The sequence below is a fragment of the Paraclostridium sp. genome, assembly GCF_051656405.1.
Classification (GTDB): Bacteria; Bacillota; Clostridia; order Peptostreptococcales; family Peptostreptococcaceae; genus Paraclostridium.
The window spans coordinates 1-27000 of the sequence record NZ_JBOGBV010000071.1 but is presented as its reverse complement, the minus strand read 5'-3'; the positions used below and the strand labels follow the sequence as shown (position 1 = coordinate 27000).

Below are 27000 nucleotides of genomic sequence, written 5' to 3'. Positions count from 1 at the left end.
CTTATCAATCATACCTCTTAGATTTCATAAAACCTTTATACCAACTTATCTTATCATCAATTTTATCTAGATGTTTTTGTAATAGCTCAAACTCTTTTAATATGTGTTCCCTATGCGAATTAAAAATTTCCAACCTCTCTTCTAAAGTCTCATCTCCTTGTGAACAAAGTTTAAAATAAGATTTTATATCTTTTATGGACATTCCCGTAGCTTTAAGGCAACACACCATTTCAATTTGGTCTAAATCTTCATCTGTAAAATAACGTATACCATTTTTATTTCTATGAGGTGAAATTATATTTTCTTTTTCATAGTAGCGAATTGTATGCTGAGTTAAATTAAATTTTTTAGCTACCTCTGAAATTGTATAATTCATTCTTCATCCTCCTATGATTTATTTAGCTATACATTACTTCTTATAAAAACAATTGTCAATATTTAAAATAAAAGCTATTGACTTAGAGTTAACTCTAAGTATTAATATTAGCTTAAGAAAATTCTATTTAAATAACTACACGATTTAAATAAGTATAAAAAATTAGGAGGAATTGAGTTTGTTAAACTTTGATTATCAAAATAAGACTAGAATAATTTTTGGGAAAAATGAACATAGAAATATAGGAAAGTTAATAAAACCTTATGCAAATAAAGTTTTATTCCACTTTGGTGGCCAAAGCATAAAAAAAAGTGGAGTATATGAAGATATAATAAATTCACTTTTAGAAAACCAAATAGATTTTGTTGAACTCGGAGGAGTAAAACCAAATCCTCGTTTATCTCTTGTTAACGAGGGAATTGAATTATGCAAAAAAGAAAAAGTAGATTTTATTTTAGCTGTAGGTGGAGGAAGTGTAATAGATTCTGCTAAAGCTATAGCAATCGGAGTCCCTTACAACGGAGATGTTTGGGATTTCTACTGCAAAGATATAGAAATTAAAGAAGCTATTCCAGTTTCAACCATTCTAACTATACCTGCAGCTGGTAGTGAATCTAGTACTGGAACAGTTATTACAAATGAAGAAAAACAACTAAAATTATCTTGTGGCTGCGAATTGCTTAGACCGTTATTTAGCATCATTAATCCAGAACTTTATTTCACATTACCAAAAAATCAAATTGCTAATGGAATTAGTGATATGATGAGTCATATAATGGAACGTTACTTTACTAATACGCCTAATACAGATTTAATTGATGGTTTATGTGAAAGCACATTAAAAACTATAATGAGAAATGGTTCAATCATTACAAATGATAATAAAAACTATGATGCTTGGGCTGAAATAGCTTTATCTGGAAATATTGCTCATAACGGATTACTTGGTTTAGGAAGAGAACAAGATTGGGCTTCTCATAAAATAGAACATGAGCTTAGCGCTATATATGATGTTGCACATGGAGCAGGACTTTCTGTTGTAACTCCTGCATGGATGAAGTATGTATATAAAGAAAATATGCCTATGTTTGAACAATTTGCTGTAAATGTTATGGGTGTTGAAAAAGAATGCAAGTCTCAAGAAGAAATTATAAATGAGGGAATTGAAAAATTAAAATCATTCTATAAAAAACTAGAATTACCTACTAGTTTAAAAGAGCTTAATATTGATGACTCTAATTTGGATTTAATGGCAAAAAAATCTACTAATTTTAATGATGGAAAAGAAATTCTTATTGGTGGACTAAAAAAACTTAACTGGGAAGATGTTCTAGCTATATATAATCTAGCTTTATAAGCATATATTATTATTCTATTAAAAATACCCATAATAATTCTATATAGAATTATTATGGGTATTTACATTTTATTGTAATTTTATTAACTTATCTTATTACACAAATGGATTATAGAATCTATTTCCATTTTTAAACGTAATATATAAAGATCCAAATAATATTACTATAGCTAATAATATTGCTATATAATCACTAACTCTAAACTTTCGTGCATTATACCAAGTACGTTTTCTTTTATTTCCGAATCCTCTAAGTTCCATAGCGCAACTTATAACTTCTATTCTCTCTAAACTTGAAAATATTAATGGCATTAGTATAGATGAAATATTTTTTATACGCTTTCCTAGCTTTTCTTTTTTAGACATATCTATTCCTCTAGCTTGTTGTGCATATGATATATCATGATAATCTCTTTGTATATCTGGTATATATCTTAAAGCTATAGCAACAGAATATGCAATTTTATAATTTATACCAAGCTTATTTAATGATGCTGCAAATTCACTTGGGTCAGTCGTAACTATAAATAGTAATGCCATAGGTATAGTTGCAAATATTTTCAAATTAAAGTTTAACTGATAAAATAACTGCTCAGCTGTTACTGTATATGGTCCTATTAGTTTAATTAAATCCGTTCTAGTTCCATATATTTCAACACCTTGATATGGTCCTAATATAAATATGGCAATATTATTTAACACCATAAAGAATAAAATAAAATATATAACAAAAGCTACATCTTTAAATTTGACTTTTGATATTTTAAATATTATTAAACTTAGTACTAACATTCCTACAAGAACTCTAGTATCATAAGTTATCATAGAAGCTATTGACCAAGCCATGAAAAATATTAATTTTGTAGCACCTGTTAAATTATGGATAGGCGAATCTTCTTTTATATATGATAGCATTGTTGTTTTCATACTCTTCTAATCCTCCTATCATAATCAATGAATTTATTAACAAATTTTCTTGGGTCACTTACCCCACATTTTATAGCTAACTCATAAACAGATGTTTCTTTTAGGTTCGCATGATTTATAACTTCACTATTAGTTAAAACATTAGCCGCTGTATCGTCATCTAGTTTAATACCATCTGCTATAACTATCGCTCTATTTGTATATTCAAGCATTAAATGCATATCATGAGTTATCATTATTATAGTTACACCTTTTCTATTTAAATCTGCTAAAAATTCCATTATCTCATTATAATGTTTAAAATCTTGTCCTGCTGTAGGCTCATCTAAAATTATTATTTCTGGATTTAAAACTAATATAGAAGCTATAGTTACACGTTTTTTCTGTCCATAACTAAGTGCTGATATAGGCCAATTTCTATACTCATATAATCCACAAATTTTTAATGTTTCATATACTTTTTCCTTTATTGTTTCTTCATCAATACCTCTAAATCTAAGCCCTAATGCAACTTCATCAAAGATCATAGTCTTAGAAATCATTTGATTAGGATTTTGCATTACAATTCCTATTTTTTCCGCACGCTCTTTTATAGAATCATCTATTATATCTCTATTATTTAAAAGTATTTGTCCACTTGTTGGTTTATAAAATCCACATACTAACTTAGATATAGTAGATTTTCCTGCCCCATTTTTTCCTACTATACTAACCATTTCACCTTTATTTATTTTAAATGATACATCTTTTAATATAGGCTTATTTTTTTCATATTTAAATGATACATTTTTTAATTCAAGTAATACATCATCATTGATTTGTTCTTCATGTATATTACTATTACTATCCCATTTCTTTAAACAATCACTACATTTGTTTATATCTATAGTATTTATATGTCCAGGTTTCATATCAGGATTTATATCTACCCCTGCATATTTAAGAGCTGTAACATATAATGGTTCTCTTATTCCGCTTTTAATTAAAATATCTGAAGATATCAGCTCATCAGCATTCATATCTGCAACTATTTCACCTTCACTCATAACTATAATTCTATCAACATCACAATGAAGAACATCTTCTAATCTGTGCTCTATTATAAGAATTGTTTTATTTGTTTCACTTTTTATTCTATCTATAAGTTCTATTGCACTTTTCCCTGTAGCTGGGTCTAAACTAGCTAAAGGTTCATCAAATAACAATATATCTACATCATCAACAGTAACTCCTGCTAATGTAACTCTCTGCTTTTGTCCTCCTGATAAACTATAAGGAGCTGAATCAAGTTGTTTATCTATTCCTACTAATTTCGAAACTTTTTGCACCATAGATTTCATTTTACTTTGAGAAGTACAGTCATTTTCTAACTTAAATGCTATATCCTCAGCAACTGTTAATCCTATAAATTGGCTATCGGGATCTTGAAGTACAGTTCCTACTGTTTTAGATATTTCAAATATCCCCATATCTTTAGTTTCTTTCCCCATTATTTTCAAGCTACCCGTACTATTTCCTTGATAATAAAAAGGTGTAAGACCATTTATACAATGAGCTAAAGTACTTTTTCCAGAACCCGACGGACCTACTACTAATACCTTCTCTCCTTCATAAATTGTAAGATTGATATTTTTTAAAGTAGGTTTAGCTTGAACTCTATATTTAAAAGTAAAATCTTTAAATTCTATTATTTTCTTTTTCATACGAATCTCCTTTTATAGTTCTTTATCTAAACTTCCCGTTGGTATCTTAGTCTTAGCATAACTTTTTATTATAGCAGTTCCTAAAATAGCTACTGTAATTATATTTCCTATTCCGCCTAAAATACCTTGTAAATATACTTTAGATGCAGGTTCTGCATAAATAAATATATCTAGAGTTGGAGCAACTACAAACCATGCAAGGGCATTTGCTATTATCTGAGTAATATTAAAAATTATTATTTCTTTCTTATTAAACTCTCCGCTACTTATATTAATTTTTTTAGATATAAGACCGATTACTAAACCAACTACAGCTGATGCTATAACCCAACTAAACCACGGTGAACCATAAAATATAGAATCCTTTAAACAGTGCCCTATAAAACCTATTAAAAATCCTGCAAGAGGACCATACATAAGAGCCATTAATGCTAAAAATGCATATGCCGTTTCTATATTAGTATTTGGGATTCCTGTTGGTATAGATCCAAAACGTCCTAATATCATAAATACTGCAGACCCTATCCCTATAGCAACTATAGTTTTTATAGTAAGCTTATTTCCCATACATCTCTCCTCCTTTTCTACTTTATTTTGGATAATTTATAAATATTTAAAGCAAGTATTATTCTAAATTTTAATAAGCACAAGACTTGCTAAACCTTTATATTTTAAATTTTGTCATAACTTTTATTATAAATATTTTATCGAAAAATGTCAATTTGCATCAATTTAAATTATAATAAAAAGCCCATTTAAAAAATGGGCTTTTTTATGTTTATCTTTTCTTTCTTTTTACTTTATTAGTTCTACTATCTCTATCATTTTTATTGTTTCTAGAGTTATTATCTCTAGACTCTTTATTACCGCGTTTTCCTCGGCTATCGTCTTTTTTATTTCCTCTTCCTGAAGATTTAGATGAAGAGTTTTTGTTTTTGCTTTTGTTGTTATTGTTATAATTTCTAGGGTGTTCACCTCTAGGTTTTATTAAACATCTTTGCCCAAATCCTATTAAATCTTCTCTTCCAGCTTCAACTAATGCTGCATGAACTAATTCATAGTTTCTTGGAGCTCTGTATTGAAGTAATGCTCTTTGCATAGCTTTTTCATGCTTAGACTTTGGAACATATACAGGTTTCATAGTTAATGGATCTATCCCTGTGTAGAACATTGTAGTTGATAAAGTTCCTGGTGTTGGATAAAAATCTTGAACTTGTTCTGGTTGATATTTAGTGTCTCTTAAATATTCAGCTAATTCTATCGCTGAATTTAGAGTAGAACCTGGATGCGAAGACATTAAATAAGGTATAATATATTGTTTTTTTCCAACTCTTTCACTTAACCTAAAGAATTTATCTCTAAATTTATCATAAGTGTTACCTGCTGGCTTTTGCATATGATCTAAAACTTCTTCAGCTATATGTTCTGGTGCAACTTTTAATTGTCCACTTACATGATGTTCAACAAGTTCTTTAAAGAACTTATCATTTTTATCTGCCATCACATAATCATATCTTATTCCTGAACGTACAAACACCTTTTTAACTTTAGGTAAACTTCTTACTTTTCTTAAAAGTTCTAAGAAATCTGTGTGATCAACCTTTAAGTTTTTGCATGGTTCTGGGTGTAGACATTGTTTATTTTTACAAGCACCTTTAGTTATTTGCTTTTTACAAGCTGCATCTCTAAAGTTTGCTGTTGGTCCACCAACATCGTGTATATATCCTTTAAAATCATCTAGTTCAGTTATATATTTAGCTTCATCTAATATAGATTCATGACTTCTACTTTGTACAGCTCTTCCTTGATGGAATGTTATAGCACAGAAAGAACAACTCCCAAAGCATCCTCTAGAACTTACGATTCCAAATTTAACTTCTTCTATTGCTGGTATTCCGCCCATAGCTTTATATACAGGATGATAATCCTTAGCATAAGGAAGTGCATAAACCTCATCTAGTTCTTCTCTATTTAATGGTTTTTCAGGTTTGTTTTGAACTAAATATTTATCCCCATGTCTTTGTATTATAACCTTACCTCTATATGGATCTTGTTCATCATACTGAACTTTAAATGCTTTAGCATATTCTTCTTTACTTGAAGAAACATCTTTAAATGATGGGATCTCTACATAATCATCATATATTTCATCTTTGCTATCTGCTATATAACAAGTCCCATTTACATGTCTTATATACTTTGGTTCAAAACCATCATTTAATGCATTTGCTACCTCTACGATTTGTTTTTCACTCATACCGTAAACTAACAAGTCAGCTTGACTATCTATAAGCATAGATTTTCTTACTCTATCACTCCAATAATCATAATGCGCAAATCTTCTTAAACTAGCTTCAATTCCACCTATTATTATTTTCGCATCTTTATATGCTTCTCTTATTTTATTACAGTAAACTATAACAGCTCTATCCGGTCTAAGCCCCATTTTAGCCCCTGGAGAATACATATCTTTATCTCTATGTTTTTTACTTACTGAGTAATGATTTACCATAGAGTCCATATTTCCAGAGTTAACTAAAAATCCTAGTCTAGGCTCTCCTAATTTCATAAAGTCTTCTGTTGTTTTCCAATCTGGTTGTGCTATTATTCCAACTTTAAATCCTGCGTTTTCTAAAACTCTAGATATTATAGCTGTACCAAAACTATGATGGTCTACGTAAGCATCTCCTGTTACTAATACGAAGTCTACCTGTTCCCATCCTCTATCTACCATATCTTGTTTGCATATTGGTAAAAACTTATTTGTCATTTAATCACCTACTTATATGTCATTTATATTTATTATTAACTACTTTTATTAACTCAAATCAATTTTTCTTCCTAAGTTTCTATTATACCATTAACTTAGCTAGTATTTATATGATTTTTTATTTCCATCAAAAATTATATTAACTTAGTTTTCTACAAGTTAATAAGGTATACAAAAAGTGCTAATTATATTAACTAGCACTTTTAACTTTATCATCTTAATATTGTTTTAGTTTTTATATCATGTTTATTGTCTCTGTACAGTTTATTAGATTTCAATAAATATAAGTATACACTTATCATAAGTATTCCTTTTATTATGCTAGTTATGGTTATGCTCCACCAAACTCCACTCAAACCTAAAATTTCTGGACTTGATAAAAAATATGCTATAGGAACCCTTGCCCCCGTTAATACAGTTACTACAATAGATGGTATATACGTTCTTCCTATACCCTTAAATGCTCCTGATGTTATTATCTCTACACACATAAATAACTGAGAATAACCTAATATTTTTAAATATTTGGTTCCTTCAGTTATAGTTTCAGTTTCATTTATAAATATAGTAAATATAGATTTCCCTCCAAATATTAAAATTAATGTATTTAATATACCTAGTAAACTAGCAATTATGAGAGTTATCTTGAACCCTTTATTTATTCTGTCATTTTTGTTGGCTCCATAGTTTTGACCCGAAAAGCTACTAAACGCCACAGCTATCCCATCTGCAGTCATCCAAGAAATAGCTTCTATCTGAGCCCCAACCTTTTGAGCTGCAATAGCTACTGGTCCCCACGATGCTACAATTACTCCAAGTAGCATTGAAAATATGGTAAACATACCACTTTGTATTGCTACTGGCATACCTAATTTAACCAACGCCTTATAATATTCAAAGTTTATATTCTTAAAAAACATAATTTTAAAATACTGGTCGTTTCGCTTTATAATCATTGCTATAAAACATACTGTAACTACAATTTGAGCGAAAACTGTAGCTATAGCAGCTCCTGCTACTCCTAATTTAGGTATTGGTCCAAAACCTATTATAAGTAGTGGGTCTAATATAATATTCGTTATAAGTCCTATGGTATTTATTCTAAATGGAGTTTTACTATTACCCATTCCATTAAATATAGCTGTAAATATTGGGTTTATAAAATAAAATATCATTCCTATAGCTACTATAACAAGATACTCTTTAGACATCCTTATAACGTCTGAATCTCCAAGATTAAAAAATCCGATTAGACCATCCTTAAATACAAGCAATATTAAAGTATATAAAATAGCCAATATTATATTAACTTCTATAGCTGCTTTTATATACAATTTAGTGCTTTCAATATCATTTTTTCCCATACTTTGAGCTACTTGAACTTCGCCTCCAACTCTAGATATAGCTATAAGTGCCATTCCTAACCATGGAAAAAATCCTGCCGTACCTACTGCTGCAACAGCACTGCTTCCAGCCTTTCCTACCCAGATCATATCTATCATATTGTACGCCATTTGTATAAAAGAAGTACCCATTATAGGAAGTGCTAACTTTATTAGCTTTTCTGTAATTTTCCCCTCTGTTAAATCTATCCTTTCTTTCATCTGTACACCTCTTTTCTTAAATAATTTTCTGACATTTAGCTATACCTAATAATAATATCTATTAATCAATTTTTTTGCTATATTATTTTTTATTTTAAATAACAAAAGCTTGATTATATAAAATATAATCAAGCTTTTTATTAAAGTGATTTGTACATTATTTCAAATTTATTTTTCATAACCTTATATTGACTAACCATTTCATTTAAATGCTGGAATATACTTTTATCTAGGTGTTCATCTTTATATGAATGTAATAAATTGTTTCCACCTTCTATTCCCATATCAATAGCATTTATAGTATGTTTAATTAATTCTTTGTCATCATCTATAAACATATCCTTTAATTTTTCAAACATACTTGCCATTTCTCCAGCTACACCTAATGAAGTAGTTGGTTCTCCACCAAGTTGTTTTATATATGAACTTACTTTTTCGTCTTGTTCTCTAAATATTACCATACTTTTTGTAAGTTCACTTCTTAATTCTTTATTTTCAGCTTTATCTTGATAAACTCTAAATGTGTCTGCTCCCATATGAACGCCTCTTAAAAACTTATTTAGCTCTTTTATAAGTTCATCATGTTTATCCATAATTATCACCTCATCCTTAGTTTTCTACCAAAGATTTATATTATTCACATAAATTAAAATATATTATTTTCAAAGTGTCTGCATCTATTTATCATAAATTCCATAGTATTTAAAAATTCATCTACTTCTTCGGTTGTGTTGTAAAGTCCTAAACTAGCTCTAACCATACCAGCTACTTTACAATCTCTATTTAATAGTTTTTGAGCTTCTGCGTCATCTATTCCAAGTAATCTTCTTACATAAGTGTGTGCACAAAACGCTCCTTGTCTTACTGCAATCCCTCTAATATATGATAATCTATCAGCTACTGAATCAAAATTTATACCGTCTACATTAAAAGTAATAACGCCTAATCTATCTTTGTCATTTGAGTCTCCATAAAGTACTACCCTATCAATATCTTCAAGACCTTTTATAAGTCTATTTTTAAGTAATTCTTCATGTTCTTGAATTTTATCAAATCCGATTTCTTTTAGTTTATTCATAGCTGTATACATAGCTACAACGCCTAAATAGTTAGGAGTTCCAGCTTCAAATCTTGACGGTAATTCGCTCCAGTAAATATCATAGTCAAAAACTAAATCTACAGCTCCACCACCTTTTAAAAATGGTTCTTTATCTTCTAAATCCTCTTTAAGTCCAACAACTACTCCAGTTCCATATGGTGCATACATTTTATGAGCAGATAATGCTAAAAAATCTATAGCGTCATCATTTCCAGTTCCTTTCATATTAATTTCTCTATGAGGAGCTAATTGAGCTGCATCTACAATAATTTTAGCACCATACTTATGCGCTAACTTAGCTATATGATGTATTGGATTTACATATCCTGTTACATTAGATGCTCCAGTTACACTTACAAACTTAACTTCGCCTCTATTTTTAATTAATTGTTCTTCTATATCATCTACTTTTAATTTTCCTTGATTATCTACATCTATATAAATAACATTTGCATAGTATCTCCATGGGAGATCATTAGCGTGATGCTCCATTCTTGTAGTAATAACTTTATCATACTTGCTGTTTATCAATGCATTTGCTAATAAATTTATTCCTTCAGTTGTATTTTTAGTAAATATTACAGTATATCGATCATCATCTTTTAAGTTAAAATATTCCTTAACATAATCTCTACATTTTTCATAAACTCTATTTGAATACTCTGATTTTGGCCCCTTACCTCTACCTATAGATCCATACATTTGCATATGTTTAAAAATTTCTCTGTCTACACATTTAAAAGGAGGTGTTGTCGCTCCATTGTCAAAGCATATAGGTGTTGCATATGCTCCATCTCCTAGTTTTATGGTTAAATCCACTCCATCAAACATAGGTCTATAATTGACTTCTTTTCTATACATTTATTTTCCCCCTAAAAAACAAATTTAAAAATATTTATATTAACTCTTCATTAATAGTATTCAAAATTAGTTCATAATGTGCTTTTATTCTATCTATTTACATGTAAATTTCAAACGTAAAAAGACTATCCTATACCCATTTATTCAATGGTTTTAGGATAGCCTCTATTTATAAAAAACTTTTAATTGTATCTTTTACATTATCTGATTCCATAATACTAGACATAACTGCGATATCATCACAGTAATTTAAAGTTTCTTTCGCATTATTTGGTAGAATTCCTCCTAGTGCTATTAACTTTATATCACATCCATTTAATTCACTTTGAACTTTTTTTAGTAACCTTATTCCTTTTGGCTTTAAATTAAATTTACACTTAGTTTCATATATATGAGAAAATATTAAATACGAAACTGAATATTTTTTCACCTCAATAATCTCTTCTATATTATGCGTAGATACTCCAATAATTTTTTCTTTATATTCAAGTTTATCTTTTAAATTTTTAAACATATCAAACGGCATATGTATTCCATCAGCATCTACTAAGTTGAAAACTTCATAATTACTATTTATTATAATTTTCGTTTCTTTATTTACACGTTCTCTAATTTTAAAATACAAGTTTTTTAACTCATCATTTTTTAAATCTTTTTCTCTTAATATAATATTTTCAACACCACTAAATGATGCTTCCTCTAATACTTCTAAATATCTTTTATAACTGCATAAATGTCTGTTAGTTATAAGGTACATTGAAATCTTTCCCAATCTTTAAATATTTGTTGGTACCCTATATCATTAAGCATTTTTTTTATTTGTAATACGCTACTTTCATCACTTATTTTGAATTGTTCTGTTCCTTCTCCATCTGATGAATGTCCTCCTACATTAGTAGATACTCCCGCACTTAATTTTGTAACTCCAAGAGGAATTAAATTTTTTCTTAGAGCCAATCTTTCTCTGGTAGATAAATTTATTCCACCTTGATTATCAAACAACCTCATGACTATCATAACTTGTACCAAATCCTTATCACTAACTTCTATCAGATTTTCATAACACCCTTTAAAAGGTCTTATTCTCGGTACTGAGTATGATACATCAACTTGAGGGTATTTGCTTCTTATATACCTTCCATGCATCAAGGTAAAAAATGTTTCTTCTCTAAAATCATTAAGACCTAATAAAGCACCTATAGATATACTTCTCATTCCAGATTTTGCAGCTCTCTCTGGAGCATCTAATCTATATTTATAATTAGATTTAGGTCCTTTTAAGTGAACATTTTTATATATTTTTTCATTGTATGTTTCTTGATATATAGTGATACCTTCAACTCCTTTTTCATACAAATATCTATATTCATCCTCATCCATTAGATAAACTTCTATTGTTATAGATGGGAATATATCATTTAAAACAGAAACAGCATCTCCTATATATTTTACATCTGAATGAATTTTGCTTTCTCCTGTTAAAAGTAATAAATGTTTAAATCCATCTTTAGATATAGCTAGCCCTTCATTGTATATCTCATCTGCATTTAGTTTTTTTCTCTTTATATCAGAATCTATATTGTAACCACAGTATACACATTTGTTTACACAAAAATTTGAAATATACATAGGTGTATATAAAAGTATAGTTTTTCCAAAATATCTATTTGTTATTTCATTTGCCTTTTGGGCCATTAGTTCAAGGTACTTAGTTGCTGTTTTTGATAGTAAGTTTAATAAGTCATATTCATCTAAACTATCCTTTTGTAGACTTCTTAAAACATCTTCATCTCTTACATTTTCCAAATAACAATTTATATTAAAATCTTTATATGAATCTATAACTTTATAAAAACTCAATCCTAAACACCTACCTCGCTTAAAAATCCTGTTAAAGGTGACGATGCATTTGCATAATTTGTAACTCTACCAGCCTTAGCTAGATATGCTTCTCTTCCACCTTCGACAGCTAATTTAAATGCATTTGCCATTTTCACTGAATCTTGAGCACTAGATATTGCAGTATTTACTAATACTGCTGCTGCTCCCATTTCCATAGCTTCCATAGCTTGTGAAGGCTTTCCTATTCCTGCATCAACTATTATTGGTATATCTATTTCATCAATCATAATTTTTATCATTTCTTTCATCTTAAGTCCTCTATTAGATCCAATTGGTGCTCCTAATGGCATAACTGCTACTGCTCCAGCTTCTACAAGTTTTTTTCCTGCATATAAATCTGGTGTAATATACGGCAATACTATAAATCCTTCATCTGCCAAAATTTTAGTAGCTTTTATAGTTTCTTCGTTGTCTGGTAATAAATACTTAGAATCACTTATTACTTCTATTTTTATGAAATTTCCACACCCCATTTTTCTAGCTATCCTAGCAATTCTAACTGCTTCAACATGATTTGTTGCACCTGAAGTATTTGGTAGTATAGTCATTTTTTTTGGAATATGACTTATAATATTTTCATCTTTATTATCTAAATCAACTCTTCTTAATGCAACAGTTATAATCTCACTTTCACTTGATTCTATAACTTTTGGCAAAATCTCATTTGAGCCATACTTCCCCGTTCCTATTAACAGTCTGCTATTAAACTCATGTCCCCCTAATACTAATTTATCCATTTTTATCCCCCTTCTATTTTATGTATTCTATCAATATCTTTGTAGCTAGATTAGCCATATGGTTTGCACAAATAGATACTCTAGGTGCCATAAGCCCATCCCCTTCTTTTGCTTCACTGACTTCATCTCCACATATAAAAAATTTATCTTTTATCCTTCTTGTTTTTATTATGTTAGAATCATAAAAACCTGCCATTCCAGATGATGAAATAAGGTATTTATTTTTCATATTCTTTAATACAAAACTTGCAATTTCAACTTTGTATCTAGGGTTATCAAATGCCTCCATTATAATATCTACATCCTCAAATTCATTTATATTTGAGGAATCTATAATTTTATTTACAGTATCTATTTTTATAAATGGATTTATATTTTTTATATGACTTTTAATTGCATCGGTTTTATACTTACCTATATCACTTATAAAGTATTGTTGTCTATTTAAATTAGATGGTTCAACTACATCAAAATCTGCTAATATTAAATGTCCAACCCCTATTCTTGCAAGTGATATAGCAATATTAGAACCAAGACCTCCAAGTCCTAAAACAATGACTTTACCATTTTTTAAACTAGAATGTATATTTGGAGTATGCCTTGCTACCATTAAACTTTCTAACTCCTCAAATGTAGGAATTTCTCCTTTTTTTATTAATGTAACTCTATCTCCATCTTTTAAAAGTTTATTTTCTGAAATAGGGTATCCATTTAAAATAACTACATCTGCATTTTTTTTAAATCGATCTTTTATAAAATTAATACTTACTTTATTCTCATTTAAAATTTCTAAAGTTTCATTTATAAATAGTTTCACTTTAACCCCCTCCCACAAACCTTATAACTTCCACAATATCATCTGACTTTAATATATATGAGCTATATTGATGATTTTCAATGATATCTAGATTAACCTCTACAACAACATTATCAACTTTAAGTTTTAATTCTTCTAGTAAGTTTAAAATCGTAGTACCCTGTTTTAAATAAATCTCTTTCCCATTTACCTTCATATATTCCTCCTTAAGCTCAAAATTCGCTTTGCTTGAGCGCAAAAAAGCGTCCTCTTTTTAGAGAACGCTTTCATCTGCATCAAAAATAATGCTTATTTACTATATTAAGCTTCCCTACGCAAGAATTACCTTGATCAGGTTTTTAGGGTATGAAAGTTATGGCTTTACTTCTCAACTATCCAATTATAGCTCCCCTAGCCTTCTATTCATTTTTACAAGTTGAGTATATCATAGTATTTTTTTATATTCAATAAAAAGTTAATACATGTATTTTTATGCATGCTTTTATTTTTGGCGTAAAAAATAGTATCTAGTTAATACTAGATACTATTTTTATAATTTATTTTATTTTAAATCTTTGAATTTGTCTTTAAATAAATCTCCTAAAGATCCTAATGACTCTTCTACCTCTAAAAATTCAGAATAGTCTTCTTCAGGTTCTTTTGTAGCCTCTTTTAATGATACAACCATTCTTTTATCTTTATTTTTTATATCTATTATCATAACGTCTATTATATCTCCAACATTAACAACATTAGATACTTTCATAACTCTATCTTCGCTTAATTGAGATATTGGTAAGAATGCTTCCACTCCAAGTTTAACCTCTACAAAAGCTCCTCTTTCTATAAGTTTTAAAACTTTAACATTAACAATATCTCCAACTTGCATTTCTTCTTTTACAGAATTCCATGGATCATTGTTTATATCTTTTATAGCTAGTCCTACTTTTTTATTTTCTTTGTCTATTTTTATAACATATACATCTACTTCTTGTCCTTCTTTTACTACATCTTCAACTGATTCTACTCTATGCCAAGCTAATTCATTTATATGTGCTAATCCTTCTATTCCACCTAAATCTATGAATGCTCCATAGTTCATTATTTTGCTTACTTTACCACTTCTTTTTTGTCCTACTTCAAGAGAGTTAAATAAATCCTCTTTAGCTTGCTTAACTCTATCTCTCTCAGCTTCTCTATCAGCTTTCATTTTTGCTCTTTTAGCTGCCTTTTCAACTTCTACTCTTTCATGAGCAACTTCTCTATGAGATGCAACTATTCTATTTCTTCTTAAATCCATTTCTATCATGTAAACTTCTAAATCACGCCCTACATATGCAGCTGTATTGTTTACAAATGTAACATCTATTTGAGATAACGGTATAAATATAGTTTCTGTTTTATAACTTGCAAATAGTCCTTTTTCAATGCTTCTTTCTACATGGACAGTTAATATAGTATGGTTATCTAAAGCCTCTTTTAACTCTTTTCTAGTAGCTTCAATAACAGCTTTTTTAGCTGATAAATACATTGTTCCATCTTTACGATTTATCTTAGTTATTTCTCCACTTATTTCTTGTCCAACACTATACTTCTCTTCTATTGTTTCATCTTTAGCTAATATAAGTTCAGATATAGATATAATTCCTTCAAATCCATAATTTAATTCTAAATGTAATTCATCATATAATACTTTAGTTATTTTTCCGCTTACTGTTTGACCTATTTTTATACTGCTCATTTCTTTTTCTTGTTGCTCTAAAAGTTCTTGCATAGTTTGATTGTTCTCCATTAAACTTCATCCCTTCCTATGTAAACGTTTATATAATTTTTGTATTTAATCATATACTATTATATCACTAACGATATATTATTTGATATTATTAATTGTTTTTACTTACCAAAAAAATATTCTTTTATATATTCTTCGTTAAAATTCACCACTAAATTTCCCGGGAAATTTACTTCTTCTAGTATTTTTGTACAATTTTCAAAACTACCAACTTGATAGTATATATGTGCATCACTACCTAAAATCACATTTACTTCATGTTTTTTACAAAGGTTTAATAAAACTTTAGCATTTTCTATTGCTCCAACTCTAAAACTATTAGGTCTTAATGAAGAGTTATTTATCTCTAATAAAGTATTAGTTTCCTTGGCCTTCACTACAACTTTTTCATAATCAACAGGATATCTACTATCATCTAAATGTCCTATTATTTTCACCTCTTCATTTTCCATTACATTTAATATTGCTTTTGTATTTTCATGTATGTTTCCAGGGGTTATGCATGGTGGATGGAAGCTAGCAATAACATAATCTAATTTTCCAACTACGTCACTTGGAATATCTATATTACCATCAAAATCCATTATATTAGCTTCTATTCCTTTTAATACTTTAACTCCATTTATTTCTTCTTTTATAACGCCTAAATTCCCAAAATAAAAAGGATGTGTACTTCCAGGCATATTAGGAGCATGGTCTGATACACCTACATACTTTAATCCTTTTGATTTTGCTTCATCTATATTTTCTTTAATCGTGCTATATGCATGTCCGCTTGCAATAGTATGGCAGTGTAAATCTATAATTGCATTCATATTTAATCCTCCTATCTTTTAACTATCTCTTCTTATTATATACCCTTTATTTATATGTATATAATAAATTTATATAAATTAAAAGCTATGGTAAATTTTATTTACCATAGCTTTTTAAATTACTCATCTTTAGTTTTTGCAATTTCTACTGTTGGTTGTATCGCATGACCTATAGATAAAGTTTTTTTGTAAAATACACTAAAGCATATTATCGTTACAATTGCTGCAGTTATATCTGCAACTGGCTCTGCTGTTAATACACCTTGTAATTTATTTTCAAAGAACATTGGTAATATAAATATTAATGGTATCAATAATATTATCTTTCTAAGTAAAGCTAATATCATAGATATTTTTGCTTGGCCTAAAGCAAGGAATGTTTGCTGACAAGCAATTTGTGCTCCAAATAGTAATATTCCCGCAAAATAAATTCTCATACTCCATACAGTTATTTCTACAAGTTGAGGATTACTATTAAATATAGATACAAATACTTGTGGGAATATCATTATAGCTCCCCACATTATAGTTGTGTAAACTAAACAACTTACTAATAATAGTTTAAATGTTTTTCTAACTCTATCTAACTTATCCGCTCCATAGTTAAAACTTATTATAGGTTGTGCACCTTGGGTTAATCCCATCATAGGTAGTAATATTATTTGCATAACACTACTCATTATAGTCATTGCACCTATAGCTAAATCTCCACCATATTTAGCAAGATTGTTATTCATAGATATAATTACTAAACTTTCAGTTGCTTGCATTATAAATGGTGATACACCTAAAAGTAAAATAGGTCCAATAACTTTTAAACTTGGAATAATATATTGTTTTCTAATTTTAAGAACACTTTTCTTTCCAACTAAGAATAATAAAACCCATACTGCAGAAACAAACTGTGCACTTATTGTCGCTAAAGCTGCTCCTTTAACTCCCATATTAAATCCAAATATTAAAATCGGATCTAGTACTATATTTATTATCGCTCCAATTAATACTGTTATCATACCTGTTTTAGCAAAACCTTGAGTATTTATAAAAGGATTAAGACCTAAACCAATTTGCACAAATAAAGTTCCTATAAGATATATACCAATATAATCATTTGCATATCCTATTGTATCTTTACTTGCTCCAAAAGCCCAAAGTATATTTTCTTTAAAAATTAAAAGAGATACAGTTAATATAATTGCTATTATTACTAGTATAGAAAAACTATTAGTCATTATTTTTTCTGCACCATCATTATCTTTTTCCCCCATTTTTATAGCAGCTAGCGGAGCGCCCCCCATACCTACTAATGCACTAAAGGCTGAAACAATCATTATTATTGGAAATGCTACTCCAACACCAGCCATTGCTAACTCACCATTGGGCATTCTTCCTATGAAAATTCTATCAACTATATTGTATAAAACATTAACTAGCTGAGCTATTATAGCGGGTAAGGCTAATTGAAATAATAATTTTCCAACACTACCTTTGCCTAAATCTGTAGCTTGTTTCCCCATAATCGACCTCCATTTTTAAATTTATTATTTTATATAATATCATATTCATTAACAAACTTAAATATTTAACTTTAAAATATTTAAGTTTGTTAACATATTTACTATATGTTAATATTTTCCAAGTATATATATACCTATTTTATAGTTTATCAAACAATGATATATTATGATATTCTTCTTTTTCACATTCTAATAAATTAGAGATAGTTACTCCAATTAATCTAATTTGCTTTTCTTTATTCTTTACTTTCTCTATTAAAATATTTGTATTTTTGAATATATCGTCATATGTATATATTGGAGATTCTAATGTCTTTCTTTTTGTAATTTGTTTAAAATCTGCATATTTTATTTTAACTGTTATAGTCTTTCCACATTTATTAATATAATCTAGTCTATTACAGACGTCTTTTACAACATCTTTTATATGTTCATTTAATTCATCGGAATCAAAGTATACATTGGAAATAAAAGTACTTTCTGCTCCTACAGATTTTCTTTCTCTACTAATTTGAACTGGTCTATTATCTATTGCTCTAGCAAAATTATACATATCATATCCTTTTTTCTTAAATATCTGCTCTAATTGAAGTAAACTCATGTTCCTTAAATCATATCCTTTTTTTATACCCATCATTTTTAAAGTCTTAGAAGTTACCTTCCCAATTCCAAAAAATTTATTAATAGGCAAATCATCTATAAATTTCTGAGCTTTATCTGGAGTTATAACTGTGAGACCATTAGGTTTTTTATAATCTGATGCAATTTTAGCTAAAAATTTATTATAAGATACACCTGCAGATGCTGTTATTCCTATTTCATTTTTTATATCTTCTTTTATTTGTTTTGCAATTGTTGTAGCATACTTTATTCCTTTTTTATTTGTAGTTACATCTAAATACGCCTCATCTAAAGATAAAGGCTCTATTATATCAGTATATCTTTTAAATATTTCCCTTATTTGATACGATATTTTTTGATATACTTCAAATCTTGGAGGTACAAAAATTGCATGAGGACAGCGTATATAGGCTACACTAGATGGCATAGCTGAATGTATTCCAAATATCCTTGCTTCATATGAGCATGTAGCAACTACTCCTCTTCCTTCTGGACTTCCTCCTACTATAACAGGTCTTCCCTTTAACTTAGGATTATCTCTTTGCTCTACAGATGCATAAAATGCATCCATGTCTATATGAATTATTTTTCTTTCACTGTCCATTAAAGCACCTCCTTAATGAAATATTCATAAAAAAACCGCATTGTAATTTTACAATACGGTTATATATCTGTAATTAATTTTGATATAAGTTAGCTGATGGATATTCTGGATCAGAAGTTGTGTCTACCCCTAATTTTCTAAATGTTTGTTCATCATTTAAACTTAACATAGTAGTTGAATGTGCTTGAGCACCTTTTAACATACTTAATTTTTCCATAGCTGCTTGAGCTGTTGGGTTTGTAACTGCACATATACTTAATGCTGTTAAAATTTCTTCACAACTTAAAGCAACATTTCTATTTCCTAAAGTATTTGCTTTTAAGTTTATGATTGGCTCTAAAACTACAGGTGATATTAAGTGCATATCATCATTTATATTTGCAAAGTGTTTTATAGCATTTAAAACTGCTGCAGCTGTTGCATTCATAGTTTCTGAAGCTTTTCCTGTAAGTATAGTTCCATCATTAAGTTCTAATGCAACTACTGGACATATATCGTTAGGAGTATTAGAAACTTCCTTTAATTTAGCACTATATTCTCTAGCTGGTATTACAACTTTTCTATCTTCTGGCTTTAAATTTAATTCTTCCATTATAAGTTTAATTCTATCGTAAGCACCTTTATCAACTTGTCCTTTTTTATATTCACAAGCTGTTTTGAAGTATCTTCTTATTATCTCTTGTCTTGAAGCTTCTTGAACTACTTCATCATCAACTATTCCATATCCTACTCTGTTAACACCCATATCTGTTGGAGATTGGTAAACAGATTCTTTTCCTGTTATTTTTTCTATTATTTTCTTTAAAACAGGGAATAATTCTAAATCTCTATTATAATTAACTGACATTTGCCCATATTTTTCAAGGTGGAATGAATCTATCATGTTAACATCTTTTAAATCTACTGTTGCAGCTTCATATGCTATATTTAAAGGATGTTTTAATGGTACATTCCAAACTGGGAATGTCTCAAATTTAGAGTATCCAACTTCATTTCCTCTTTTATTTTCATGGTATAACTGACTTAAACAAGTTCCTAATTTTCCGCTATTTGGACCTGGTGCTGTTACTACTACTATAGGTTTAGTTGTTTCTATATATGGATTTGCTCCATATCCTTCATCACTAACTATAGTATCTACATCACTTGGGTATCCTTTTGTTGGAGCGTGTTTATATACTTTTATACCTCTACGCTCTAATTTATTTATAAAAACTGTTGTTGCAGGTTGTCCTTCAAATCTTGTTATAACAACACTGTTAACATCTAGTTCATATACTCTTAAATCATCTATTAATCTTAAAACTTCCATATCATAAGTGATACCAAAGTCTCCTCTTATTTTATTTCTTTCTATGTCACCTGCATAAACACATATTACAACTTCTAGTTTATCTTTTAAGTTTTGTAATACTTTTATTTTTGCATTTTCATCAAATCCTGGTAAAACTCTTTTAGCGTGAAGGTCAAACATTAACTTCCCACCGAATTCTAAGTATAACTTATCATAGTTATTAACTCTCTCTAAGATATATTTAGACTGCTCTTCTAAATACTTTTTGTGATCAAATCCTATTTTCATTGTTATTCCTCCTAGATAAATTGTAAATTTAGTAGATATTTTTCAAAAAATAAATTAAAATTAAATTAAATAAATAAAAAAATAATATAAATAGATTATAGTCTTAAGTTTTCACGTATCCATTTCATATCATATATAACTATAACCCAATTTAAAGTAAAATAATATCATAAATTTTTATATTTTTCTAGTGTATTTTCTAAAATCAATAAAAAAAAACTAACTCCAAATGAGCTAGTTTAATCAAAATATCTACTAAATGTTTAATCTATTTATCTTAGGACTTACTATTCTAAATCATTTAAGAACTATTTGCAATATATTTTTTTAATTTCTATTTAAATTTTCAGTATATTTTTTCCAGCTTGACTCAATAATATATTTATATTGTAGTGGGAGGTGTTTTTTTGATTAAGTGTTTATCTACAAACTGTACTTTTAATAATAGCGGAGTATGCTCTGCGTCTGTAATTCATATAGAAGGATTCGATGCTGACATTACACCTGAAACTTACTGTAAAACATTTGTTGAAGCAGATAGTTCTGCTAAAATGACAAGTTCTGTATGTGAAAGTGAAACTTCTTCTAAAAATATAATTTGCAGTGCTTCTAACTGTACATACAACTTTAATGGTGCTTGTAAATCTTCAGATGTTCAAATCAACTCTTTAAATAATACTTGTGAAACATTTATAAAAAGATATTTTAACAGTAATTATGAATATTAATTAAGGGCACCTCTCATAGGTGCCTTTAATATTTGTGTAGTCACTAATTTGTCCCTAATTTAATAATATATTATTAATCATTTTATATATTAGGGGTGAATTCAGTTGATAGAATCGTTAATTTTAGTTTCTTCTTTATGCATAGATACTTTTGTAGCTAGTATAGCTTATGGGACCGATAGAATAAAAATCCCTTTTTATTCTAATTTAGTAATAAATTTTGTTTGTTCTTTATTTCTTGCCATATCTTTAGCTCTCGGTGGATTTTTAAAAGATTTTTTATCTCCAAATACTGCAAGTGTTTTAAGTTTTGCATTATTGTTATCGCTTGGTTTTTTTAGATTATTTGAATCTTTTTTCAAAACATACGTTAGAAAATTTTCTAGTGTAGGCGCACCTTTGACTTTTAAAGTATTTGACTTTAAATTTGTTTTAGAGATTTATGCTAATGAAACTAAGGCTGATTATGACAAGTCCAAAACTCTTACACTTAAAGAAGCTGTATATTTAGCAGTTGCTCTTTCATTAGATAGTTTAGCTGTTGGATTTGGTAGTAGTTTGGTATCAATAAATCATTTACAGGTTGTTATACTATCTTTTGTTATAGGAACTTGCTGCCTTTTTATAGGCGTTCGTATAGGTAAAAAATTTATAGAGAAAGTAGATTTAAATCTTTCTTGGCTTTCTGGATTAATGCTTATTGTTTTAGCATTCATTCGTTTTATATAAAAAGAGAAGCATAGTGCTTCTCTTTTTATTTTTATGCAAAATCTATTTCATCAAAACTAAAATCTTCATCTTCATTAGTTTCTTCTAATTCTTTCTTTATCATATTTCCTTCATATACTTTAAAGAACGGATAATATGTAACTACACTTATTAATACTAATGCACATACAAATATAATATTTCTAATATCCATAGATGATAAGTATGCTTGTGCAAAGAATGGTGTAAATGATGGATCTACTATATAACCACAAGTTATAAAGCCTATCTTTTGTGCAAAATATGTAAGTGATAGTGATATAATCGGAGTTATTATAAATGGTATTGCAAGTATAGGATTAAAAACTATAGGTCCTCCAAATATTATAGGTTCATTTATTCCACATATACCAGGCACAATAGATAATCTACCTAATGATTTTAAGTGTGTAGATTTACTTTTAGCCATTAAAATAGATAGTCCCAATGTATTTCCTGCTCCACCTAAAATTGCTATTCTAAACATTTGTAAATTCATTAAAATATTAGGATCTTGTCCAGCTGCAACTAAATCTGAATTTAGACCTGTATTACTAAGCCCTAATGCAAATGCTATTGGAAATATTATAGATGTACCATTTACTCCAAATAACCATAAAAGATTTCCAAATGTAATAAGCATCAAGTATCCCCATATATTATCAGCTACACTAAGAGCTGGAGTAAGTATACTCATTATAGACTGAGGTAAACTCATCCCTGTATTTGCTATTATAATTACATTTAGCCCATATAACACAACTATGTTTAATAAAAGAGGTATTAATGTGTTTATAAAAGATGAAACAGCAGAAGGAACCGAACTAGGCAAGTTAAACTTCCAATTCATTTTATCTACTAACCTACTTATTTCAACTGATGTAATTCCTATTATAATAGCTACAAACAGTCCATCTGCCCCTAAAAATGACATTGGTATATTTCCATCATTGCTAGGTGCACAAATCATAAAAAATAGTGATGTTGATATGAGCGCAGACATAGCTGCATTCATCTTGTAGTTACTAGCTAATGTATAAGCTATTGCAAATGCAGACATTAATCCAAGAAGACCCATAGTCATATCAAATGGAGCTGTTATAGTCGAGTAATTATCAACTGCAAATTCTTTCCACGATAGTAAGAATTGTATAAATACATTACTATTATTAGGATCAACTAGCTCAGGATTTATAGGTGGATTTGCTATTATTAAAAATAACGATCCAACTACTATCAATGGTAATGTCATCATCATACCTGTTGAAATAGCATTTAAATGTCTTTGACTCCCAATTTTAGCTCCAATAGGAGATAATACTTTATCTAATTTATCTAAAAGCTTACTTTGTCCCATTTAAACAATCTCCCTTTTTATAAATTCTAGATTTTATTCTTGCCAAGGATTATATTGGAATGCACTTTCTACTGCATCTTCTGGTTTATATATCTCTAATATCTTTCCATATCTCTCTTTGTAGTCATTATCTACTTCCATTTGAGGTATAACTTTGCTAGCCTCATTTAAAAAGTGGAATGAATCTCTTCCCATTTCTGCCCCTCTTACAGTATGCTTATCAAGTGCATAATCTGGAATTTCAGGTATTTTTCCCATTGCAAATCCCTTTATAACTATATTTTTTAATAAATCACTCGAACGATCTTTTTGACATTTACATAAATATCTTATTGCATGTATAAAGTATATTGGTCTATCCCCATCTGCATAAGAAAATTGTTTTCTCATTTCATATAAATTATTTACTATAGTACATGCCATAGGGTCTCCCATACCTATATCCTCTACAGTTATAGTTAATAATCTTCTCCACAGTTTCTCTTCCATCTGAGGTGATGTTATGTACATTTCATATGCAAACTCACAAGCTTGCTCCTCTAAACCTCTTCTTATTGACTTTTGAAGTGATGATATAACCTCATCTCCATTTAATCCATTACGAGTTTTTATTCTTGCCCATGGATCTTTTATAAATTTTTCAGCCATGATGTCTACCTCCATATATTTTTATTTATATTTTTTTAAAATTCATATATAATAGCCTTTGAGGTGGTTAAATATGAATTTTGAATATCTTCGTGATAAGTACCAACTATCTAAAATAGAACAAAATATTTTAAAATATCTATATGATAATATTGATAACTTGAAAAAAATAGGTATACGAAAAGTTGCTCAGGACAACTTTACTTCAACAACTATTATATATAAACTTTGTAAAAAACTAGGTTTTGAAGGTTACTCAGATATGATTTACAATATATCTTACTCTAGCAAATCTAATGATACAGATACTAATGTAGATATATTTTCAAATGCATATAACCAACTAAACTTAAATTTAGTTCCTTTATCTCAAATACTAAAAGAATCTAAAAATAAATTAATAATGTTACTAGGAGTCGGGTATTCTCAAATGATTGCAAATTATATGAGCGAGCGTTTTGTCATAAATGGATTTAAATGTATAGCTAATACTCATCTACAACTTTTAGATAAAGCTAACTCTAAAGATGTTTTACTAATAGCTATATCAAATTCAGGTGAAAGCTCTAGTATATTAGACGTAGTTCAAACAGCTAAAAATAATGATATTAAAATAATTAGTTTTGTTGGTAATGAAAATTCTACGCTTGCTAAACTTTCTGATTTTCCTATAATTTTAAAAGGTTTTGAAAAATTCCCAAATTTAAAAAATCCACCTAATACATTCTTCTCTGAAGTTTTATTGTTATTTGAGTGTATAATAAGCAATATTGATTAATTTTGTATTAAAATAATATTAATATTTTTTTTAATTTTTTTAAATATTTTTTAAGTGTTTAGAAAAAAGTTTTCAAATAAAAAACATTTTATTAAAAAAGTTCTTATTTTAGGACTTTTTTATTACAGTTTTACTCAAATATTAAACTTTTGCATATATATTCATAAAATTATGACCATAATTTATAATATAGTTAGAATTAATAACCTTATTATGATATTATTAATAGGTTGTCTTAAATTAAATTAGCAATATTTTGAGAGGTAAATAATATGAATTTTAAAGAATTAGGAATTAATGATAATACGATAGAAAAATTAAAAATAATGGGAATAACTAGCCCTACTCCTATCCAAGAGGAAAGTGTTGGACTTATAAAATCTGGTAATGATATAATCGCTGAAGCTCAAACAGGTACTGGTAAAACTTTAGCATTTTTACTTCCTATACTAGAAAATATTTCACCTGAACTTGGACATGTACAAGCTTTAATCGTTTCTCCAACTAGAGAACTTGCTATACAAATAACAAAAGAAGCAGAAAAACTTTGTGAGAATACTGATATAAATTTATTAGCAATGTATGGTGGAAAAGATATAGGTGCACAATTAAAAAAATTAAAAAAGAATATTCATCTAGTTATAGCTACTCCAGGCAGATTATTAGATCATATTGAGAGAGAAACTATAGACCTTAGTAAATTAAAAGTAATAGTTTTAGATGAAGCAGATCAAATGTTATTTATGGGATTTAGAATTGAAGTTGAAACAATACTTAGACAAACTCCTAAAAACCGTCAAATGCTATGTTTCTCTGCAACAATGGATTCTGCAGTAAAAAAATTAGCATATAAATATATGAATAATCCTTCTGTAGTTAGTATTGAGAAGGAAGAAATAACTCTAACTAATATAAAGCAAAATGTAGTTGAAACTACAGATAGAGGAAAACAAGATGCACTATGTTCTGTGCTTGATTCAGACAATCCATTCATGGGAATAATTTTCTGTAGAACTAAAGCTAGAGCTGATAAACTTGAAGAAGTGCTACACAGAAGAAAATACAACTGTGCTAAACTTCATAGTGATATAAAACAATCTCATAGAGAACGAATAATGAAATCATTTAGAAATGCAGACATACAATATCTAATAGCGACAGATGTTGCTTCAAGAGGGTTGGACATAAGTGGTGTATCTCATGTATATAACTATGATATTCCTGAAAATGCTGAAACTTACATTCACAGAATAGGAAGAACAGGAAGAGCTGGTGAAGAAGGTTACACTTGTATGTTCGTTGATCCTAAAGATCACAATACACTAAAAGAAATAGAAGAAGCTATCGAAATGGAAATTCCAAGAAGAGAAGTATAAAAAAGAAGTGCAAAAGCACTTCTTTTTTATTTTATATTGTAAAAGCGTAATTCTTTTTATTTTACACAACAAAAAGTGGTTGATATTTAGTTTTCAGCGAAGTGGTCATTTAAAGCATCTTCCCTTATCTCTTTATCTCATACCGCACAAGCGTAATCCTTTTTTATTTTGCACAACAAAAAGTGGTTGATACTTAGTTTGTAGCGCAGCGGTCATTCAAAGCATTTTCTCAGCTTTATGACCCAAGCACAAACTAAATATCAACCACCACTTAAATCCACGTAAAATAAAAAAGATTACGCG

At 28.6% G+C, this 27000-nt stretch carries 24 protein-coding genes, 1 pseudogene and 1 riboswitch; of the genes and pseudogenes, 5 read left to right on the top strand and 20 right to left on the bottom strand.

Annotated elements, in window-relative coordinates; genetic code table 11:
* Nucleotides 1-4: 4 nt before the first annotated feature.
* Nucleotides 5-376, bottom strand: coding sequence for a MerR family transcriptional regulator (locus ACRDDE_RS11515; RefSeq protein WP_438627452.1), 372 nt, complete (start codon nt 374-376; stop codon nt 5-7).
* A gap of 178 nt (nt 377-554) precedes the next feature.
* Between ACRDDE_RS11515 and ACRDDE_RS11510 the strand changes: the two genes are divergently transcribed.
* Complete coding sequence (locus ACRDDE_RS11510) at nt 555-1733, top strand: iron-containing alcohol dehydrogenase (protein ID WP_438627450.1); 1179 nt, start codon at nt 555-557, stop codon at nt 1731-1733.
* 96 nt (nt 1734-1829) lie between these two features.
* Here the strand turns inward: ACRDDE_RS11510 and ACRDDE_RS11505 are convergent, their stop codons facing one another.
* The 17 genes and pseudogenes from ACRDDE_RS11505 to ACRDDE_RS11425 form a co-directional block, all read right to left on the bottom strand.
* Entirely contained in the window at nt 1830-2660 is an 831-nt protein-coding gene (locus ACRDDE_RS11505) for an energy-coupling factor transporter transmembrane component T family protein (RefSeq protein ID WP_438627448.1), read from the bottom strand.
* Nucleotides 2657-4363 carry an ABC transporter ATP-binding protein gene (locus tag ACRDDE_RS11500; protein WP_438627446.1) on the bottom strand — a complete coding sequence of 569 codons (1707 nt, stop codon included), beginning with the start codon at nt 4361-4363 and terminating at the stop codon, nt 2657-2659. The genes ACRDDE_RS11505 and ACRDDE_RS11500 overlap by 4 nt, the downstream gene beginning before the upstream one ends.
* A gap of 12 nt (nt 4364-4375) precedes the next feature.
* Nucleotides 4376-4930: an ECF-type riboflavin transporter substrate-binding protein gene (locus ACRDDE_RS11495; RefSeq protein WP_438627444.1), complete on the bottom strand. Its 555-nt coding sequence runs from the start codon at nt 4928-4930 to the stop codon at nt 4376-4378.
* A 211-nt stretch (nt 4931-5141) separates the two neighbouring features.
* Nucleotides 5142-7133 (bottom strand): YgiQ family radical SAM protein, encoded by a 1992-nt coding sequence (locus ACRDDE_RS11490; protein ID WP_438627442.1) that lies wholly within the window; start codon nt 7131-7133, stop codon nt 5142-5144.
* A 212-nt stretch (nt 7134-7345) separates the two neighbouring features.
* Nucleotides 7346-8746: pseudogene (locus ACRDDE_RS11485) on the bottom strand (MATE family efflux transporter); the annotation flags it as partial.
* Nucleotides 8747-8877: 131 nt separating this feature from the next.
* Nucleotides 8878-9330, bottom strand: a complete 453-nt coding sequence (locus ACRDDE_RS11480) for a DUF2383 domain-containing protein (protein WP_438627440.1) — start codon at nt 9328-9330, stop codon at nt 8878-8880.
* Between the two features lie 53 nt (nt 9331-9383).
* A complete protein-coding gene (locus tag ACRDDE_RS11475) occupies nt 9384-10697 on the bottom strand; it encodes an aminotransferase class V-fold PLP-dependent enzyme (RefSeq protein WP_438627438.1) in 1314 nt (437 codons plus the stop codon).
* 169 nt (nt 10698-10866) lie between these two features.
* The gene (locus ACRDDE_RS11470) at nt 10867-11454 is read right to left on the bottom strand and encodes a thiamine phosphate synthase (RefSeq protein WP_438627436.1); all 588 of its coding nucleotides are present in this window, start codon (nt 11452-11454) and stop codon (nt 10867-10869) included.
* Nucleotides 11442-12557 (bottom strand): 2-iminoacetate synthase ThiH, encoded by a 1116-nt coding sequence (gene thiH, locus ACRDDE_RS11465; protein WP_438627434.1) that lies wholly within the window; start codon nt 12555-12557, stop codon nt 11442-11444. Before thiH ends, ACRDDE_RS11470 begins: the two co-directional genes overlap by 13 nt.
* A 2-nt stretch (nt 12558-12559) precedes the next feature.
* The gene (locus ACRDDE_RS11460) at nt 12560-13336 is read right to left on the bottom strand and encodes a thiazole synthase (RefSeq protein ID WP_438627432.1); all 777 of its coding nucleotides are present in this window, start codon (nt 13334-13336) and stop codon (nt 12560-12562) included.
* A gap of 13 nt (nt 13337-13349) precedes the next feature.
* Complete coding sequence (gene thiF / locus ACRDDE_RS11455) at nt 13350-14153, bottom strand: sulfur carrier protein ThiS adenylyltransferase ThiF (protein WP_438627430.1); 804 nt, start codon at nt 14151-14153, stop codon at nt 13350-13352.
* A gap of 1 nt (nt 14154) precedes the next feature.
* Nucleotides 14155-14349 (bottom strand): sulfur carrier protein ThiS, encoded by a 195-nt coding sequence (gene thiS, locus ACRDDE_RS11450; protein ID WP_438627428.1) that lies wholly within the window; start codon nt 14347-14349, stop codon nt 14155-14157.
* A 94-nt stretch (nt 14350-14443) separates the two neighbouring features.
* Nucleotides 14444-14555: riboswitch (TPP riboswitch) on the bottom strand.
* 139 nt (nt 14556-14694) lie between these two features.
* On the bottom strand, nt 14695-15924 hold the full coding sequence (locus ACRDDE_RS11445; RefSeq protein WP_438627426.1) for a 30S ribosomal protein S1: 1230 nt from the start codon (nt 15922-15924) through the stop codon (nt 14695-14697).
* Nucleotides 15925-16025: 101 nt separating this feature from the next.
* Nucleotides 16026-16739 (bottom strand): phosphatase, encoded by a 714-nt coding sequence (locus tag ACRDDE_RS11440; protein WP_438627424.1) that lies wholly within the window; start codon nt 16737-16739, stop codon nt 16026-16028.
* Between the two features lie 119 nt (nt 16740-16858).
* Nucleotides 16859-18256 carry an MATE family efflux transporter gene (locus tag ACRDDE_RS11435; RefSeq protein WP_438627422.1) on the bottom strand — a complete coding sequence of 466 codons (1398 nt, stop codon included), beginning with the start codon at nt 18254-18256 and terminating at the stop codon, nt 16859-16861.
* A 139-nt stretch (nt 18257-18395) separates the two neighbouring features.
* Entirely contained in the window at nt 18396-19481 is a 1086-nt protein-coding gene (dinB, locus tag ACRDDE_RS11430) for a DNA polymerase IV (RefSeq protein ID WP_438627420.1), read from the bottom strand.
* A 73-nt stretch (nt 19482-19554) separates the two neighbouring features.
* Nucleotides 19555-21063, bottom strand: coding sequence for a DUF1846 domain-containing protein (locus ACRDDE_RS11425; RefSeq protein ID WP_438627418.1), 1509 nt, complete (start codon nt 21061-21063; stop codon nt 19555-19557).
* A 407-nt stretch (nt 21064-21470) separates the two neighbouring features.
* Between ACRDDE_RS11425 and ACRDDE_RS11420 the strand changes: the two genes are divergently transcribed.
* On the top strand, nt 21471-21791 hold the full coding sequence (locus ACRDDE_RS11420; protein WP_419742521.1) for a DUF1540 domain-containing protein: 321 nt from the start codon (nt 21471-21473) through the stop codon (nt 21789-21791).
* Nucleotides 21792-21896: 105 nt separating this feature from the next.
* Nucleotides 21897-22520 (top strand): sporulation membrane protein YtaF, encoded by a 624-nt coding sequence (gene ytaF, locus ACRDDE_RS11415; RefSeq protein WP_438627416.1) that lies wholly within the window; start codon nt 21897-21899, stop codon nt 22518-22520.
* A gap of 31 nt (nt 22521-22551) precedes the next feature.
* Here ytaF and ACRDDE_RS11410 read toward each other — a convergent pair whose 3' ends face one another.
* Nucleotides 22552-23895, bottom strand: a complete 1344-nt coding sequence (locus ACRDDE_RS11410; protein WP_438627414.1) for a PTS sugar transporter subunit IIC — start codon at nt 23893-23895, stop codon at nt 22552-22554.
* A gap of 33 nt (nt 23896-23928) precedes the next feature.
* On the bottom strand, nt 23929-24543 hold the full coding sequence (locus tag ACRDDE_RS11405; RefSeq protein ID WP_024620020.1) for a hypothetical protein: 615 nt from the start codon (nt 24541-24543) through the stop codon (nt 23929-23931).
* 73 nt (nt 24544-24616) lie between these two features.
* On the opposite strand from ACRDDE_RS11405, the gene ACRDDE_RS11400 reads away from it, so the two are divergent.
* Nucleotides 24617-25321: a MurR/RpiR family transcriptional regulator gene (locus ACRDDE_RS11400; protein WP_438627412.1), complete on the top strand. Its 705-nt coding sequence runs from the start codon at nt 24617-24619 to the stop codon at nt 25319-25321.
* 272 nt (nt 25322-25593) lie between these two features.
* A complete protein-coding gene (locus tag ACRDDE_RS11395) occupies nt 25594-26697 on the top strand; it encodes a DEAD/DEAH box helicase (protein WP_438627410.1) in 1104 nt (367 codons plus the stop codon).
* Nucleotides 26698-27000 lie beyond the last annotated feature (303 nt).